This window comes from Pedobacter sp. 22226 (assembly GCF_052045455.1).
Taxonomy (GTDB): Bacteria; Bacteroidota; Bacteroidia; order Sphingobacteriales; family Sphingobacteriaceae; genus Pedobacter; species Pedobacter jeongneungensis.
This window is the reverse complement of the sequence record NZ_JBQEPB010000010.1, coordinates 232,513-250,245: the sequence shown is the minus strand read 5'-3', so window position 1 is coordinate 250,245 and position 17,733 is coordinate 232,513. Positions and strand designations below refer to the sequence as shown.

At 39.7% G+C, this 17,733-nt stretch carries 9 protein-coding genes; 4 read left to right on the top strand and 5 right to left on the bottom strand.

Annotated elements, in window-relative coordinates; all coding sequences use genetic code 11:
* Positions 1-6 precede the first annotated feature (6 nt).
* From ACTJKC_RS21870 to ACTJKC_RS21855, 4 genes are all read right to left on the bottom strand, one after another.
* Positions 7-3,144 (bottom strand): SusC/RagA family TonB-linked outer membrane protein, encoded by a 3,138-nt coding sequence (locus ACTJKC_RS21870; RefSeq protein WP_440795303.1) that lies wholly within the window; start codon positions 3,142-3,144, stop codon positions 7-9.
* A gap of 246 nt (positions 3,145-3,390) precedes the next feature.
* Positions 3,391-4,695 carry a hypothetical protein gene (locus tag ACTJKC_RS21865; RefSeq protein WP_440795301.1) on the bottom strand — a complete coding sequence of 435 codons (1,305 nt, stop codon included), beginning with the start codon at positions 4,693-4,695 and terminating at the stop codon, positions 3,391-3,393.
* 182 nt (positions 4,696-4,877) lie between these two features.
* On the bottom strand, positions 4,878-7,355 hold the full coding sequence (locus tag ACTJKC_RS21860) for a mechanosensitive ion channel family protein (protein ID WP_440795299.1): 2,478 nt from the start codon (positions 7,353-7,355) through the stop codon (positions 4,878-4,880).
* A gap of 310 nt (positions 7,356-7,665) precedes the next feature.
* On the bottom strand, positions 7,666-8,529 hold the full coding sequence (locus ACTJKC_RS21855; RefSeq protein ID WP_440795297.1) for an AraC family transcriptional regulator: 864 nt from the start codon (positions 8,527-8,529) through the stop codon (positions 7,666-7,668).
* Positions 8,530-8,745: 216 nt separating this feature from the next.
* On the opposite strand from ACTJKC_RS21855, the gene ACTJKC_RS21850 reads away from it, so the two are divergent.
* The 4 genes from ACTJKC_RS21850 to ACTJKC_RS21835 are packed head-to-tail and all read left to right on the top strand — an operon-like array spanning position 8,746 to position 15,840.
* Positions 8,746-11,937, top strand: a complete 3,192-nt coding sequence (locus ACTJKC_RS21850) for a SusC/RagA family TonB-linked outer membrane protein (RefSeq protein WP_440795295.1) — start codon at positions 8,746-8,748, stop codon at positions 11,935-11,937.
* An 11-nt stretch (positions 11,938-11,948) separates the two neighbouring features.
* Entirely contained in the window at positions 11,949-13,901 is a 1,953-nt protein-coding gene (locus ACTJKC_RS21845) for a RagB/SusD family nutrient uptake outer membrane protein (protein ID WP_440795293.1), read from the top strand.
* A gap of 11 nt (positions 13,902-13,912) precedes the next feature.
* Positions 13,913-15,109 (top strand): DUF5000 domain-containing lipoprotein, encoded by a 1,197-nt coding sequence (locus ACTJKC_RS21840; protein WP_440795291.1) that lies wholly within the window; start codon positions 13,913-13,915, stop codon positions 15,107-15,109.
* Between the two features lie 8 nt (positions 15,110-15,117).
* Positions 15,118-15,840: a DUF4998 domain-containing protein gene (locus ACTJKC_RS21835; RefSeq protein ID WP_440795289.1), complete on the top strand. Its 723-nt coding sequence runs from the start codon at positions 15,118-15,120 to the stop codon at positions 15,838-15,840.
* Positions 15,841-16,078: 238 nt separating this feature from the next.
* On the opposite strand, the gene ACTJKC_RS21830 is transcribed toward ACTJKC_RS21835, so the two are convergent.
* The gene (locus tag ACTJKC_RS21830; RefSeq protein WP_440795287.1) at positions 16,079-17,731 is read right to left on the bottom strand and encodes a sodium:solute symporter family protein; all 1,653 of its coding nucleotides are present in this window, start codon (positions 17,729-17,731) and stop codon (positions 16,079-16,081) included.
* Positions 17,732-17,733: the final 2 nt, after the last annotated feature.

The following is a 17,733-nucleotide window of genomic DNA, read 5'->3' as shown; positions in this document are numbered from 1 at the left end:
GATGATTTATTGAAAATTAACGCGTAAACCTAAATTGTAAGTGGTAATGTTTGGATAGGTTGCCCCTCTTCCATCACCAAGTTCCGGATCCCAGAATTTCCATGGAGAAAATGTAAGCAGGTTGGTTCCGTTGGTAAATACCCTGATTTTTTTGATGGCTGCTTTTTTCATCCATTCGCCTTTAAAGGTATATCCGATTTCAGCACTTTTTAAACGCAGGTAATCTGCCCGCTGGATCCACCAGGTGCTGGTGTAATAATTGGTGGTGGCATCCTGATTGGTAGATAAACGCGGGTAAAACGGACGGGGATCTGGATTGGTAGGTGTCCACCTGTCTAATACCTGGGTGTACATGTTACCGTAAGAAGCGCCCTGTGTAAAAGGTGTTGTACCAAAACCGCTTGCATAGTTAAAATCAACCAGTGCAGCTCCCTGAAAGAACAAGGCAATATCAAATCCTTTATAACCACCGCCAAAATTTAAACCGTAAATGATGCGTGGTGTAGCACCATAACCTATCGCCGTCTGGTCGTTTGAATTGATGATACCATCACCGTTTAAATCTTTATAACGAATATCGCCTACCCTTACATCACCCGACTGAACAGCAGCATTATCGATCTCATCCTGCGATTGGAACAAGCCAGTTGCAATGTAACCAAAACGCTGGCTAATGGGCTGTCCTATCCTGTTCAGGTAATCATAACGCCAGGGTGGCAAACCATCAAAAACCGCTAAATTTTTATTGTAATTAAAACTTCCCCTAAAACTCACAAAACTATCATCGTTAAAGTTTTTGGTATAATTTAAGGTTGCATCGATACCCTTATTTTTGGTACGGCCGATGTTATTGTAAGGAATATTGCCTGATGTAAAACCTGAGTTATAAGCAATTACCAGGTTAGGCAATAAAATACCTTCTCGTTTTTCTTTAAACAACTCTACAATTAACTGTAAATCGTTGTTTAAAAAGTTTAGTTCTATACCCAGGTTGTTGCGGTAAGAACTTTCCCATTTCACATCACCGCCAATACGCGATTCGCTATAACCTGTAAAGCCCAAAGTTGAGCCCGGCTCGCCAAAAGTGTATGAACCGCTATTAGCCAGCGTGGTTAAGTATAAAAATCTGAAATCGGGATTGCTTACTGCCGCGTTACCCGATACACCGTAGCTATATCTCAATTTAAAATAAGACACTACATTTTTAACTGATTTAAAGAATTTTTCGTTCGATACAATCCAGCCTGCACCAACAGCCGGGAAGAAGCCGTATCTTCTATCGGGAATAAACGCATCAGAACCGGAATAAGAAGCACTCACCTCAGCAAAATACTTGTCTTTATAACCATAACTTACCCTTCCGTTGATATTGCGCTGGCGGTATGGAATGGCTGCCTTGTAACCATAGTTTTCTACATTAACGGTAGCATCGGTATAGTTGGATTGGTTAAACAATAAAAGCCCGCCAATATCATGATCGCCAAATTTGCGCGAATAATTTAAAGAACTTTCGGTATAAAAACGTTTATCGCCATAACGGCTTGTTCCAAAAGTTAAATCGTTTGTTCCGGGTGTAGTAATCTGGGTAATTAAACTTCCATCGGCATTGCGGCCGGTTGCCCAATAGGTTTGCAATGTTCTTCCTCTTGAGTAATTAATGGTATTATTTAAATCGAATGCAAACATGGTTGAAAAGTTTAAGCCTTCTACCAGCATGCTAAGATCCTGTGTTACTTTAAGGTTAGAACGGACGGTACCCGTAGAGTTATTGGTAATGCCCGATTGTGTTAAAGCCATGTATGGACTAAATAAAGTACCTGCCAGCTGAGGCCATTGCCCGTTAGAATAGCGTGGCGGAATAACATGCGGAGCAGATGATGTTGCAAGGGCAAAAATGGCATCGGTACCGTAGTTTGGCTGGTTCCGCGTGCCTATAAATCCATTAATACCTAAAGCCAGTTTAGTCGTTTTGGTTACATTTACATCAAGATTACTGGTAAAATTAAATCTGTCGTATTTAAGGGCCGAGTTATAACTCTGTACATCGTCTGTTTTAAACAAACCTGTTTCGCTAAAATAACCAGTAGAAATGTAATAGGTAGAGTTTTCAGAACCTCCGTTTATGTTTAAGGTTGCGCGTTTATTCTGACCATATTTGTTAAACAATACATCGTACCAATTCACATTCGGGCTTAAATCCGGATCAACGCCGCTTGCGGTTTTATCAATCTGGGCCTGCGTGTACAATGGTGTTCTGCCACGCATGGTTAATCCTTCGTTATACAGTTGCATAAAGTTTGGACCATCTATAAAGGTTGGCAGATCGGTAAACTTATTAACGGCCTGATTAAATTCTGCATTGATCTGTGGCTTCCCTATTTTCCCTTTTTTGGTGTTGATGATAATGACACCGTTGGCACCTCTTGTACCATAAATTGCGGTTGATGCAGCATCTTTTAAAATGGTAAAGTTATCGATATCCTCAGGATCAATATTATTGATGCTACGGTCGGGCACTCCATCTACCACTAAAAGCGGTGCCTGCGGGCTTGATGCGAAAGTACCGATACCACGGATAAAAATTGAGGTGGCATCTGCACCGGGTGCACCGCTTCTGGTATAGGCTACCACACCAGCCATACGGCCTGCAATGGCTGAGGCAAGATCTCTAACCGGAAGTTTCAGTTCTTCGGCCTTTACAGTTACCTGTGCACCTACCAAACTGGTTTTCTTCTGCTTGCCATAGGCCACAATGGCAACTTCCTGCAAACTGCCTTCTTCCGGCTCCAGGGTTACATTTATATCTATTTTATTGCGTACAGCCACCGTATATTTTTTGTAGCCAACAAAAATAAATTCCAGCTGATCAGTCGGTTCAACATCGATGGAGTAAAAGCCTTTACCGTCGGTTACAACGCCCTTTTTACTTCCAAGTATTTTTACCGAAACTCCGGGTAATGGCGTGCCGAGCTCATCCTTTACCACACCGGAGACTTTCAGAAATCTTGCATTTGTTTTATCAAATGAAAAATAAGCCTTCCCCTTAGGTTCATGACTTATCAAAGGAGAAAATTTTGCAGCGGCATAGCTATTTCCATAGCCGGTAAGCAGCATTCCTCCCAATAACAGGTAATTAATTCTCATATAGTTGTTTGATTTTGTTTATCTGACCGGAAGAATCTATTTGGTTAAAAGCTCCGTTTTATTTGGTTCCCTCTAAGATAAAGTGAAATAAAAACGAGAATAACATGTTTGTCCGTACAAATAAAAGACAAAAAAATGTACACACAACCCATTAATAATGAGTCGATAACACAAATATAAAAAGCAAAATGGATGGAGAATTTTCTTAAAAAAGTAGTATTAAACAGACTGTTATATAATGCCGGATCAAAAGATTTCTCTGGTAGATAAATCCTGTAGTTTTGGAGAAACAGCCTTACCAATACCGCTAAATAAAATCTTAATGCCCATTACCTTACCTATAGATTTTTCATAACTGGTAGTAAGCACTTTTTTACCATTCAGCATTACCGAAGCCTTCTTATTTACCACCCTGATTTCTATATCGCCTCCGTTGCTGGGGTCGAAAGCGAGTGCGCCTAAAAACTGTTCGGCCCCGATTACCCGCTTCTCAGAGAATTTATACTGGGAAAAAGCCACGCAGTTGCTTCTGTTAAGCGTTAAAAGATGGCGGTGTTTTTCGCCCAGAATAATAACGGTAGTTTCTACACATTGTGTGCCCGGCCGGCTCTGCTCCGAAAAAACCCTACAGGTAAAAGAAAAATTATCGCCACTGATACCGGATGGTTTAACATTACTAAAGCCCACTAAAAAAGGTTTGTTGGTGGCTAATCCGGCAGAATCCAGCTGCGCTTTCGAAACATAAATGTTTTTAGGATTTAAAGCCTTAAGTCTGGCGATAGGGAATGCCCTTGAGGTATCGTTACCCGAATTGGCTACCCATCCCTTTGTTTGCATGTAAACCGAAACAGTATCTATCGGTTTATCATGATATAAAAGCGTGGCATATACTACACCGGGATTTCTGAAAAACTTGGCAATTTCTTTTTTGCCACTTATGGGCGACTGAAGCGCCTCGTCCATAAAATCGATCTTAAATTCTTCGTCGCTATCCTGCGGTAATTTAGACTTTAATTTAAACACGGCGGTATGCGGTACATTGCCATAAGGATTTTCGCAGATCAGTTTTGTTTCGGAAGCAATATCTTTTGAATTGAGAATAAAGAAGCCCCCGGTTAAAATGATTAATAAAAAAGCAGAAAGGCCTGTGTAAATATATTTTCTGCGTTTTTTTTGCGGTGCTTTGTGCAAAATTTCTTTTTCGGGCTCAAAAATAACGGGTTTTGGCTTTGGCTCAATAGTTTGTACTGAATTTACAAGTTCAAATTCCTGCCAATCGCGGTAACCAATAAACTGTGCTAAGGCATCTCTGGTAGCCTTTTGCGGAAAATAGCGCTGCGGCGTTTTTAATTGACCGAACAATCTTTTAAGCGTATTTACACTTAAGTACACTTTGGTTTGTTTGCCCAGCTGACTGCTCAGCCGGTTGTAATCGGATACACGCCATTCTTCGATCGCTGTTGAGGCCATTTTCCGGATAATAATCCTACAACAGATATCCAGGGCATCAAAGGCAGATTGATTGCTCTGCTGTACGGGATTTGACTCCATTACTTATTCGCTTTTTGTATTAGTTAGGGACTACTTTACAATGCCAGCTTAAAATGCTAAGAAATAGTATTTGTAAACTTTGTTTACAAAATTATAAATAAACGTTTAAATCGATTTGCACTAATTTGCTTTTTTTTAACCGTTTTTTAAGCAAGCTGTAAGCGCCATTAAGAAATCAGACACTATTCATTGTCGTTTTTATCCTTGTCAGGATAATGGAGGTGTATATCCTGTTGTGCAAATGGAATATCGATATTGTTAGCTTTAAAAGTCTTATTAATGACTATAATCAGGTCGCTACGCGTAGGTAAAGCGTCAGCAATGTGTTTTGTCCAGAAATATATCTTTAAATCGATGGCACTGTTTCCAAACTGTTCATACTGAATTACTGGGGCAGGACTTTTCAAAATACGTTCTTCATTTTCCAGCAGCTCTTTAAGCAGTTGCCTGCATTTTTCAAGATCGGTGTGGTAGGCTATACCAATTACAATCGAAATTCTTTTCCGGTTGCCGCCCAGCGACCAATTGATTAAATGTGAATTGAGCAGATCGCCGTTGGGCATTACCACATCGGCGCCATCCCAGGTAGCTATGATGCTGCTCCTGAAACCAATCGATTTCATGGTACCGCCCTGGCCGTCTACATCAACAATATCGCCAACGTTTACCGGTTTTTCGAAAGCAATAATTAAACCGCTCACCAGGTTGTTTACCAATGTTTGTAATCCAAAACCAATCCCAACGCCTAAAGCACTCAAAACAATGGTAAAACGATCCATTGGGATACCCGCAGCGCCTACAGCCAGGAAAAGCCCGAGGCTCAATATCGAAATCCTGACCAGCAGCAGCCAACTTCCAATACCCTGTTTTTTGGATTTATCGCCACGACTTTTATCCAGATGCCAATCGGAAGCAAAAAAAGATACAACCTTCGAAATAATCACGGCAATGGCCATAATACCAAAAAACAGCACTAAATTATTAATACTAAAGGTATAATTGCCAATGGTGCGGTCCTGGCTAAAAAACTCAATAAGCGGACGTGATAAGTATGCGAATGCCGGAAAATTACGCCCGAACAAGATTATCCAGCCGATGATTAAAAGCACATAAAACAACACAGGGGCCCGGCTACCTACTTTTTCGTAATTGAGGTAAAACAATTTCCGGTTAGGGCTCGAATATACATTGAACGCGAGCGATAATCCCTCATTAATCAACCTTACTGTCCATAGGAACAGGATGGCAATAACTACATTCAAAAAACCGCTGATAAACAATGCTTTTGCAAGATTATACCTTCCGAACAGATTTGCAATGGTGGCAGCCATTTCCAATCCCACCATTAATCCGATGGAATAAGTGATCCATTTTTCCCTGAGTTGATTCTTTGGCCCTAAAATTAAAGCAATGCCCCCGGCAATACAGCCAATAAGCGAACCGCCCAGCATTAACCACCTTTCCATCCTAGATGCCTGTAGTATCAGGTTACCAAAAGCGGCAAAAAAGAAAAACAGGACCATAATAAGCCAGATCCGCATCCAGTATTTGCTGATGTACTGTTTAAAAATAAGGCTTACGCAAATACAGCTAACCAGCCAGAGCATCACATTCAGAATGAATGGTGGCGAGATAAACATGAACTGGAACAGGCTGATGATGATTAGCAGTGCCGAAAGCAGCGGATATTTTAAAACAAGCTGGTTTTCGAAACCGGGATTTAAGAGTGCCCTTTCGAGGTAAATATTTTTTAGCGAACGCAGGTAAATAAAACAGATAGCGATCAGCAATAACAAGATAATCATACGTCCCTGATTATTTTCCGCATAAAAACCAAGTGTAAGTAAGCCTTTCACCATTGAATGTGATAAAATCTCGTTAAAAGGCCTGTAATAACCTTCACGATCCCATATATTCCCGAAATCACGTCGGTAGGCATTCTCAGCCATGGCTTTCTGGTACGATTCTATTTCTTCTGAACTACTTTGCAGCCTGAAAACGGTGAGGTTAACCTGATTAATCAGGGTTTGGATATTACCATTTGCTTCTTTAAGGGCACTATCAATGGGTTTAACTTCGTAAGCAATCACCACAATCTTTTTCAGGTAGCGCATCAGGCTAACCGAATCTTTTGGAAATTTAAACAATGCAGGAATACTGGAAAGCGAATCGAGCTGATAGCGGAAATTATTTAATGCGCTTTGACTGGCATCCAAACCGGCTTTCCGCTTAACTGCCTTATTTTCGAGTTCAAAAAGGATTTTAGGAGTTGCGGTCAGGTTTCGGAAAGTTTGTGCTGTTCCCCTGTTTACAAAAACACCGTCTCCGGCAATTCTAAAATCGGCTTCTATTTCTTTAAGTTCAGTTTTTGTTCCTGTTGTATCGAGATCTTTCTTAAGGTAGATTTTTGCTTTTTGCAATACACGCTTAAGCTCATCAAAAATTTTGATCTGCGCAATGGTGGCTTTATCGGCATCGAAATCAGAGATACTTTCTTCTGAAGATTTCTTTGCAAATTCCTGCATGCGGTTTACAAAACTTTTTGGCAGGCTATCAACAACAGTATGTTTCAAGGCATCATGTTGCTGTGCACAAAGCTTAATGCTACCGAGTGAAAATATACAGATCAATAAAAAGAAAAGTAATCTTTGGGATGTCATATATCAATAATACGAAAAAGCTGAGAGAGCGGCAATTAATTTAGTCCAAAGCCCTTAGCCGGGAATCTTTAGTTAAAAAAATTCGTTTGAAATCAATTAACGCAAAATTATTAGCTTGTAATAGCTGACCATTAAGAAGTTAAGAAAATTAAGACATTAGAGGTGTACGAGCAAAAACCAATGAACAATAATCAATGACTAATAATCAAAAACCAATGAACCAATGATCAATAATCAATGAACAATAAACTAATGACCAATGACTAATGATTAATGACCAATAAACCAATGACCAACAAACCAATCTACCCTAATTATTCAGCCTGTTTCTATATTCGGATGGTTTCATTCCTTTAATGGCCTTAAAAAATTTGTTAAAGTTAGTTGGATTATTGAATCCGCTGGCATAACATACATCAGCAATGGAGTAATCTTCCGATTGCAGTAATTTACAGGCATGCCCTACCCTTATTTCGTTGATAAACTGGGTTAATGACTTTTGCGACCTCATTTTAAAGAAGCGACAAAAAGAGTTGGGGGTCATATTGCATAATTCGGCTACCTCATTAAGGTGTATATCGTTATGAAAATTTTTCATCAGAAACTGGTACACTTTATTAATCCGGTTGCTGTCCTTTTCATCATACTGATTTTTAAAGGTAATGCTGGATAAATATTTAAAATCTTTTGCCCTGGCCAGTATCTTAATAATTTCGACTACAGCAATGATGTTCTCAAAGCCATCATTATTTTCCAGTCCGAGTAGAATAGCCTTTACTTTTTTACTGGTATCTTTTTCAAAAGCCAGCCCCCTCGAAGCTTTCGAAACCAGGTCTTCAACCAGGGTTAGAACGCTTTGATCGTCGGTTAACAACGAAAAAAAATCGACACTGAAATAAATCACGGTAGATTTCACCAACTTATCGCTAATATCTTCATAACTCTTATCGTTCTGCCAGATATGGGGAAGATTTGGTCCCATCAGTACCAGATCATCATCTTCAAAATTCCCGATATGGTCGCCAACAATCCGCTTGCCATGGCTCCGCTCAATCCAAACCAGTTCGCACATATCATGAAAATGGAAAGACGAAATCAACCGGTTATTATCGATGTGTTTTATACGGACAGATTTGTTTCCCGAATGGTTAACATTAATAAGTTCAGACCTCATAATATTTGAAAAAAAACCATAATTAGTAAACTAAATTAATGATAAATAAGGAAATACAGTTATTTAAGGTAAAAAAGTTTAAATAATTCCAAATATAGTTTTACAAAAGGATTTAAGCCCCACGTAATTTTAGCATAAGTAAACATTTGATTACAAAGACTATAAACTGTAGCGGAGTAATCTGATGTTTTTTAACCAAAAAACTATATAAACTGTATGAAGAAAATTTTCCTATTTTGTTTCATGCTGTTTCTTACAGCAGTGGCTTTTTCGCAAGAGAAAACCATTGTTAAAGGAACAGTACGAAATGCAGAACAACAACCCCTCGCAGGTGTTAGCGTAGGGGTGATTGGACAGAACGTTGGCGTAACAACCGATAATGAAGGTCGTTATACTGTTCAAATCCCTAAACCGGCAGGTGCCAGATTAAGATTTAGCTTTGTTGGTTACACCACTTTCGAAATAGCCGCAAACGATGCGAAAGCACTCAATGTGGTATTAAAAGAAGATGACCAGAATTCTTTACAGGAAGTTGCCGTGGTTGCTTTTGGTACACAAAAGAAAAGTTCGCTTACAGGATCGGTAACTACCATTAGTGCAAAAGACCTGAAAGGGCCAACCAGTAACCTTACAACAACCCTGGCCGGACGCATCCCCGGTATTATTGCTTTTCAGCGCAGCGGCGAGCCCGGGCAAGACAATGCCAACTTTTTTGTAAGGGGCGTGGGTACATTTGGCGCAGGGAAACAAGATCCGTTAATCTATATTGATGGTATTGAAAGTACCCCTACTGATCTGGCCCGCTTACAGCCAGATAATATCGATAACTTTTCATTGTTAAAAGATGCTGCTGCAACAGCTTTATATGGCTCAAGAGGTGCAAACGGGGTGTTATTATTAACAACTAAAATGGGGACCGAAGGGCCTACCAGAATAAATTTAAGAGTAGAAAACAGGATATCGGGCAATACCAAAAGCTATAAACTAGCCGATAACATTACCTATATGCGCCTGGCCAATGAAGCAGTATCAACACGCGACCCAAACGGGCAAACGCCTTATGACGGCAATAAAATTGATAATACGGCAGCAGGCCGCGATCCCATCCTTTATCCTAATAACGACTGGGTAGACTTATTGATTAAAGATTATACCCATAATTATGCTGCCAATTTAGATGTGAGCGGTGGTAACGATAAGGCCAATTTTTATGTCAGTTTAACCTACGATGAAAATAACGGGCTACTAAAAGAGTCTGATTTTAACAATTTTAACAGCAATGTAAAAGCCCGCTCCTACTCCCTGTTATCGAATATTACCATTAAACTTACCAAAACCACAAAAGCACTGATTAGTGCCAGGGGCGTATTCGATTCTAATAACTCTCCTGTAGGTGGCGGATCCAGAATTTTTACCTTAGCCTCTGCAAGTAATCCGGTTGCCTTTCCGGCAGTTTACCCCCAAAGTTATTTGCCATATCTGCAACATCCCTTATTTGGAAGTGCTTTATTGCCAAATTCAACCAATACTTTATATTTAAATCCTTTTGCCCAATCTGTTTCAGGCTTTCAGCAATATAACAGATCACAGCTGATCCCGCAAATCACCATCAATCAGGATTTAAAAGAAATAACGCCCGGCTTAACAGCGAGGATAATGGGTTTTACCCAAAGGGATAACAATTTTACATTAATCCGCAGGTATAGTCCGTTCTATTATCAGGCCAGAACGTTAGACGGGCAAACTACATTATTACAACTGAATCAGACCATCCCAGGTTTACCCCAAATTGGCTCTGTTGCTACCGAATATTTAACTTATGAGCCGGGCGATAAAAACGTGAGCCAAACCATGTATGGTGAAGGAGTGATTAATTACAACCGTACTTTTCAGGAAAAACACACTATTGGCGGGCGTTTAATTACAACCATAAGATCGTCGCTAACCGGTAATGCGGCTACTTTACAGTTATCGTTGCCTAAACGTAACTTAAACTTTTTAGGCCAGGTCAATTATGCCTATAATGATAAATATCTCGTCGATTTTAGTTTTGGTTACAATGGGTCTGAACGTTTTGCAGCTGGTAAACGCTATGGTTTTTTTCCGGCAGTTAGTGGTGCCTGGATAATATCCAAAGAGAAATTCCTGGCAGATTCTAAAGTGATTACCAATTTAAAACTCAGGGGAAGTTATGGTGTAATCGGTAATGATCAGATAGGTACTGATGCCGACCGCTTCTTTTACTTATCGGAAGTAAATTTAAACGCCGGAAACGGGTATGTTTTTGGCGAAAATTACAATTATTTCAGGCCAGGTATTCAGGTTAACCGTTTTGCTAATCCCGAAATTTCATGGGAAAGATCAAAACAGATTAATATTGGTTTAGAAACTACCTTATTTAAAGATTTCAACTTTGTAATTGAAGCGTACCGGCAAAACAGAACAAGTGTATTGTTGGAAAGAACAAACATTCCGTCTTTAATTGCATTACAAACCGTTAACTCAAGTGGTAGTCTGGTATATCCCCGGGCAAATATAGGTTCGGCTAAAAGCCAGGGGATAGATTTTTCTTTTAATTACTATAAAAATTTCAACAAGGATTACTGGATGAAACTGAATGCAAACTTTACGTATGCAGCAAGTAAATTATTATACAATGAAGAGCCAAACTACCCGGATGATTTACAGAACCTGAGCAAGAGAAATCAATCGGTAAACCAATTATACGGCCTGATAGCCGAACGTTTATTTACAGATGATACAGAGGTAAGAAATTCGCCTAAACAGAATTTTGGCGAATACAAAGCCGGTGATATTAAATACAGGGATATCAATGGCGACGGTATCATTAGCAGTAAAGATGTGGTACCTCTCGGCCTCCCTTCTGCGCCTGAAATTATTTACGGTTTTGGTGGCTCTTTTGGCCTGAAACGTTTCGATTTTAGCTTCTTTTTCCAGGGCTCTGCACGCTCGTCCTTTTTTATCGACCCAAGTTCAAGACGTGATGATAGCGGAAACGTTTTAGGTATTGCGCCATTTGCAACTGCCGGCGGTTCTCAATCAGGTTTACTGGATGTAATTGCTAAAGATCACTGGAGTGAAGACAATAGAAATTCTTATGCCTTTTGGCCAAGATTAAGCAGCGAGGTGGTTACAAACAATATACAACCGTCATCATGGTGGTTACGCAGAGGAGATTTCTTAAGGCTGAAACAAGTAGAGCTGGGTTATAATTTTTCGGAAAGGTTAGCTAAAAAAATTGGTCTCTCCAGCGCAAGATTATATGTAAGTGCCTTAAACATATTCTCTGTTAGCAGCTTTAAAATATGGGAAGTAGAAATGGCCGGAAATGGCCTGGGCTACCCATTACAAAGGGTATATAATTTTGGTTTAAAGTTAGGCATATAATACAAACGAACATGAAAAAGAATAATAAACTGATATACAACTCATTGATGTTTAAAATGCAAATACTTGCCTGTACTTTATTTGCAGTAATTGTAATTACATCGTGTAAAAAAAGTTACCTGGATGTAACACCTGATAACTTAGCAAAAATAGAAAATGCCTTTACCCTGCGTAACGAAGCCGAAAAATATCTATTTACCTGTTATTCCTATATTCCGGATGATGGAAATACCATTTCTAACCCTGCATTTTTAGGTGGCGATGAGATGTGTACCCCGATTGTAAGCCGCTCTAATAGTTTTGCGGCCAACCTTCCGCGTGGAAATCAAAACATCGTAGATCCTTATTATAATTACTGGGATGGTTCTAACGGGGCACAATCAATGTTCAGGGGCATAAGAGACTGTAATGTTTTTATAAAGAACATGCAGGATATGACAAAAGTACCTGATATAAGCCTGGATGAAAGAAACCGATGGATTGCCGAAGGGCAATTTTTAAAAGCTTATTATCATTTTATCCTAATGAGAGCCTATGGCCCTATTCCTACTGTTGAGGTAAGTCCGGATATTGATGAGCCAATTGAGAACATGAAGCTGAGCAGAATGCCTGTTGATAGCGTAACCAACTTTATTGTGAAATACCTTGATTTAGCGGCTGTTAATTTACCCGATAACATACAAAACACAGCAAATGAACTGGGACGGTTAACAAGACCAGCCGCTTTGGCCATGAAAGCACGTGTTTTAGTATTGGCAGCCAGCCCCTTATTTAATGGAAATACCGATTACACAGGATTTAAAGATAAAAAGGGTGTACAATTAATCAGTACTACATACGATGCTAAAAAATGGGAAAGGGCCGCAACAGCATGTAAACAAGCCATTACTTCCTGTGAAAATGCCGGTTTAAAACTTTTTGAATTTCCTGCCGGATTATTTAAAATAACAGATAGCACGAAAAGGCAGATGAGCCTGCGCAATGCCGTAAGCCAGAAATGGCAAAACTCAGAACTGATCTGGGGTAACTCAAGCTCATCCACCGATAACCTGCAATTAATTACCGTTGGCCACTTTGATGGAAGAAATGGCAGAGGAGCAAACGCAGGTGCAATTGCTGATGTGGGTGCTACCATGAAACTGGCCGATCAGTTTTACACCATTAACGGCGTACCCATTAATGAAGACAAAACACTGAGTTTCGGTGATAAATCTGAACGTAGGGTTGGTCTTAAACCTGAGCGTTTCTATAACGTACCTGGCTATACCTCATCCAGATATAATTTTGACAGAGAAGGTCGTTTTTACGCTTCGTTGTCTTTTGATGGTGGCGTTTGGTATCAGGAAAGTAGTCCAACCCGTACCGATGAAGATACTTACACAATAAAATCGAGACTGGGAGAAGCCAGTTCGGGTACACCTTTGCCAATAACAGGTTATTTTTGCAAAAAATTAATTAACTGGAAATTTACCTGGGGCGATAATAATAGCGTAACAATTGAAAGATATCCCTGGCCAACATTCCGCCTGGCAGATCTGTATTTACTGTATGCAGAAGCGTTAAACGAATTCTCTGGTCCGGGTGCAGATGTTTATGAATATTTAAACAGGATCAGAGCAAGATCGGGTTTAAAAGGCATTCAGGAAGCATGGAGCACCTATTCGAATAATCCAACCAAATATCAGTCAAAAGACGGCCTCAGAAGCATTATTAGGCAAGAACGTACCATCGAATTAGCAATGGAAGGCAGCCGTTTCTGGGATTTAAGAAGATGGAAAACAGCTTCTTTAGAACTGAATGGAAACGTACAGGGATGGGATATACAACAAAGTAATCCGATACTCTACTACAGGCAGCTTACATTTTTTAGCCAGCGTTTTGTAGCCCCCAGAGACTATTTATGGCCACTTACAGAAAATGCATTATTAGTTAACGAAAACCTGGTACAAAATCCGGGTTGGTAATATTTATTAATATGAAAAAGATTATAAACAAATTTTATGTACTGTTAGCTATAATCGCCGCTGGTACATTTGGGTGCAAGAGCGATATTTTAAATGGCCCGATAGAAAACAGCAGCGAAAAACCAGGGGTTGTAACCAATATTGTTGTAGAGAATAGAAGCGGAAGCGCCTTGTTAACCTACACCCTGCCGGGTAATGAAGGATTATCGTACATTAAAGCAGAATACGAGATAAGACCGGGGGTTAAGCGCGAAGTGGTAAGCTCTTACTATACCAATCAACTTTTGGTAGATGGATTTAATTCTACAGATGAGCAGGAAATTACCCTGTATTCGGTAACCAAAAGCGAAGTAAAATCAGACCCTGTAAAAGTTAAAATTAAGCCGTTAAAATCACCAATTCAAAATGTTTTCGAAAGTTTAAAGGTTGTAGCCGGCTTTGGTGGTCCCAACATTAAATTTTCAAACTTAGATAAGCTACCTGTTATTATCGTTCCATTGATAAAAGACAGTAACGGTGCATTGAAAAGTCTGGATAAAATCTACTCTCAGAGCGCATTAGGCAATACTACCATACGTGGCCAGGCAGCAGTACCCACTAAATTTGGCTTCGTGGTAACCGACAGGCTTGGTAACCATACTGACACCTTGTATAAAGATTTAACCCCTTACAGCGAAATAAAATTAGATAAAACAAAGTTTAACCTGCTCTCGTTACCGGGCGATGCAAAACCAGCCTATCCTGAAGCACTTTTAAGGTATTTATGGGATGATCAATACCCAACTACTGCTACGTGGCCAAGGGCATTTACTACCGAAGGCGCCATTACACCACAAACCATTACCATCGATTTAGGCGTAACCACAGCATTAAGCAGGTTTGTGTTATTCCCGAGAACAGAATCCGGTGGAAAATTTTATGTACGCCCAAACTTAAGAGAGTACGAAATATGGGCAACCAACAACCCTACTGCAGATGGCAGCTACTCCAGCTGGACAAAGATAGCCGACGGTGTTGTGATAAAACCTTCCGGTTTACCTTCCGGAACAGAAACAGCAGAAGATTTAGCCTACGCTTTAAAGGGTTGGAGCACAGAATTTGAACCGGGACTTCCTGCTTTCAGGTATTTCCGAATAAAATCTTTACGAAACTGGGAAAACAATTTCGCCATTATGGCCGCTCAAATCGATATCTACGGTAGTAAATAAGTATAACTATGAAAAAAACGAAAATTATATTATATATGCTGGCATTTGGAATGCTTGCAGGTGCCTGCTCTAAAATTGATGACTACAAAGGGAAGTACCAGGGCACAAAGGAAATATCTTACCCGGGCATTTTAGATTCTTTAAAAATTGTTTCCGGCAAAAAAAGAGTGTTGGTGTACGGTCTTTTTACCTCCGATCCGAAAATTGTGAAATATCAGATATTCTGGAATGGCAAACAAAACATGATAGAAAAATCAATAAAAAGAACCTCAGGAGTTGATACCGTAAAGCTGATTATCGACAAATTAGAAGAGGGCGGAATAAATTTTGAAGTAAGGACATTTGACGACAAGGGAAACATATCTGTACCCATAACTTCCCCGGGAATTGTTTATGGAGACACTTACGCCAGTGGCATTGTAAACAGGGCCTATAATCCTACTACTACCGTGTATGATGCAGCTACCAAAATACTTTCTATTGACTGGCTGTGGGTAGACCCAACTGCTTTATTTACAACGGTAGAGTACACGGACGTAACCAATGTGAAAAAAACAATAAAAGTAACCATAACCGAATCAACAATCACCAGAATCAGTGATTACAAACCGGGTACGGATATTTTCATTAATACAGCCTATCTTCCTCAAAGAGACATTTTAAAACCCTTTTATGAAAAATTTGCCATAGATACTTTCTTTGTAGCAAAAAAAGACAGTTTTAAACGTTAACAGCGAACAAAAACAGATTAATACGCTCAGAAGGGTAATTTTCAGATCGAAAATTGCCCTTTGTTTTTGGCTCTAAATCCATATTATTTGAAAATGGCTCCTAACAACCAACAACAGGTGCATAAAACTGATTTAACCGCAGCTAAATCCGTTTTTAATCAACAATTGCCCCTAATTTTACCACAAAAAAAACGCTGATGTTTCCATCGGCGTTACATTCCATCCCAATCTAATCCTTTTAGAAAAACAGGATATTTAAAAATATAGTGATAATTAACACGATAAGCCCTAAATAAAGTGGATTGGTGTACCAGGTTTTGCTTTTCAGATCCTGCTTTGGCGTTAAGCTGTAAACCAGTCCGGCCAAATCTTTTTCATCTTTTGCTGTTGTAAATAAGCTGATTATGATGGTGAATAACAGACATACTGTAAAGGAAATTGAAGCAATGGTAAAGGCCTGCCCTGTTGCAGAATAAAAATCGAATGCATGGACCAACCATCCTCCTTTACCTTCGGCCACAGATAAGCCGTGCGTTACAGCCGCAGCACCGGTACCCAATAGTAAACCCCAAAAAGCACCGTGGCCGGTAGTGCGTTTCCAGAACATGCCTAAAAAGAAGGTGGCAAATAAAGGTGCATTAACAAAACTGAATACCAGTTGCAATAAATCCATAATGCTGTTAAAGCCACGGGCAACATATGCCGTAGCAATAGATATCAGGATGCCTGCAATGGTGGTAGCCTTACCTACCATTAAATAATGTAAATCTGATGCATTTTTTTTAATGTGGGTCTGGTAGATATCGTAAGTAAACACAGTATTAAAAGCGGTAACATTTCCTGCCATACCGCTCATAAAAGAAGCAATAAGTGCAGTTATACCTAAGCCAAGCAAACCACTCGGATACAGTTTCTGCAGCAACAAAGGCAATACCATATTGTAATCTTTATCTCCATTTACATTAATCGGCAATTCGAAGCCGCTATATTGGCCCTGGAGTGCCAGTAAAATAATACCGGGAAGAATTACAATTGCAGGCATTAAAATTTTAGGGAAGGCGGCCAAAACCGGTGTACGCTGTGCCTCGTTCAGATTCCTGGTGGCCATGGCCCGCTGCACCACCAAAAAATCGGTACACCAGTAGCCAAAGGCCAATACAAAGCCCAAACCAAAAACCATACTAAAGGCATCTACTCCCATGGGGTTATTTGCAGGGCTGTCCAATCCTTTCCAAACATGAAGTTTTGCATTATCTACGTGTTGCAAAATCCCTTCAATACCACCAGATTTATCTAAACCGATATAAACCAATGGAGCTATTCCGATAATAATCAGAAAAAACTGTAGCACTTCATTATAAATGGCGCCTGTTAAGCCTCCGGAGAAAGTATAAATTAAAACCACACCCGCAGCAAGCCATATGGACAGATCGAAATCCCAGCCTAAAATAACTTCCATCAGCATGGCTAATGCGTACAGAGATACTCCAGAAGAGAAAACAGTCATTGCTGCAAAAGTAAGTGCATTAAAAGTTCTGGTTTTCTCATCAAAACGCAGTTTTAAATATTCGGGTACACTGCGGGCCTTGCTGCCATAGTAAAACGGCATCATATATACCCCTAAAAAAATCATAGCCAAAGCAGCTCCAAGCCAGTAGAAATGCATGGTGTATAAACCATATTTTGCACCATTTGCAGCCATGCCCAAAACCTCCTGTGCGCCTAAATTTGCTGAGATAAAAGCCAGGCAGGTAATCCACAAGGGTATATTATTGAAGCTCAGTAAAAAATCATTGCCGGTTTTAATTTTCTTTTTCAGTACCAATCCAATGCCCATTACCAAAACAAAGTAAATGGCAATAATCAGGTAATCTATAAGTTCTAGTTTCATTT

Excerpts from the sequence above, each read along its gene's own strand:
- ACTJKC_RS21840 (WP_440795291.1), top strand. The coding sequence starts at position 13,913 with ATGAAAAAGATTATAAACAAATTTTATGTACTGTTAGCTATAATCGCC.
- ACTJKC_RS21855 (WP_440795297.1), bottom strand. The coding sequence starts at position 8,529 with ATGAGGTCTGAACTTATTAATGTTAACCATTCGGGAAACAAATCTGTC.
- ACTJKC_RS21860 (WP_440795299.1), bottom strand. The coding sequence starts at position 7,355 with ATGACATCCCAAAGATTACTTTTCTTTTTATTGATCTGTATATTTTCA.
- ACTJKC_RS21865 (WP_440795301.1), bottom strand. The coding sequence starts at position 4,695 with ATGGAGTCAAATCCCGTACAGCAGAGCAATCAATCTGCCTTTGATGCC.
- ACTJKC_RS21870 (WP_440795303.1), bottom strand. The coding sequence starts at position 3,144 with ATGAGAATTAATTACCTGTTATTGGGAGGAATGCTGCTTACCGGCTAT.
- ACTJKC_RS21835 (WP_440795289.1), top strand. The coding sequence starts at position 15,118 with ATGAAAAAAACGAAAATTATATTATATATGCTGGCATTTGGAATGCTT.
- ACTJKC_RS21845 (WP_440795293.1), top strand. The coding sequence starts at position 11,949 with ATGAAAAAGAATAATAAACTGATATACAACTCATTGATGTTTAAAATG.
- ACTJKC_RS21850 (WP_440795295.1), top strand. The coding sequence starts at position 8,746 with ATGAAGAAAATTTTCCTATTTTGTTTCATGCTGTTTCTTACAGCAGTG.
- ACTJKC_RS21830 (WP_440795287.1), bottom strand. The coding sequence starts at position 17,731 with ATGAAACTAGAACTTATAGATTACCTGATTATTGCCATTTACTTTGTT.